This window comes from Vogesella mureinivorans, assembly GCF_007644035.1.
Classification (GTDB): Bacteria; Pseudomonadota; Gammaproteobacteria; order Burkholderiales; family Chromobacteriaceae; genus Vogesella; species Vogesella mureinivorans.
This window is the reverse complement of the sequence record NZ_VMTV02001025.1, coordinates 1-268: the sequence shown is the minus strand read 5'-3', so window position 1 is coordinate 268 and position 268 is coordinate 1. Positions and strand designations below refer to the sequence as shown.

The 268-nt window shown below is 65.7% G+C and carries 1 protein-coding gene; it reads right to left on the bottom strand.

Annotated features, from left to right (window positions below):
* The coding region (locus FLQ44_RS22570; RefSeq protein ID WP_206209107.1) for a nitrate reductase molybdenum cofactor assembly chaperone at window positions 1-268 on the bottom strand (268 nt) is incomplete at both ends.

Below are 268 nucleotides of genomic sequence, written 5' to 3'. Positions count from 1 at the left end.
CGTCAGCTCCAGGCCGTAGGAGCGGTAGAGTTCAATCAGGGCCGCCATGGCCTGGCCACGGTCGCGGCTCTCGCCGTGGATGTGCTCGTACAGATTGAGCGACAGCGACCGCGTTCGGTCGAACAGGTGAACGAAGCCCTCCTGAAGGTCATAGAGGTCCTCGCTCTCCAGCTTCCGAGCGAGCTTCTCCAATGCACCCACGATCGGCGCGGGGACCATGGCTTCGGAGCGGATCGCGGCCATGATCGCCGGTGCGGCGGCCTGGACG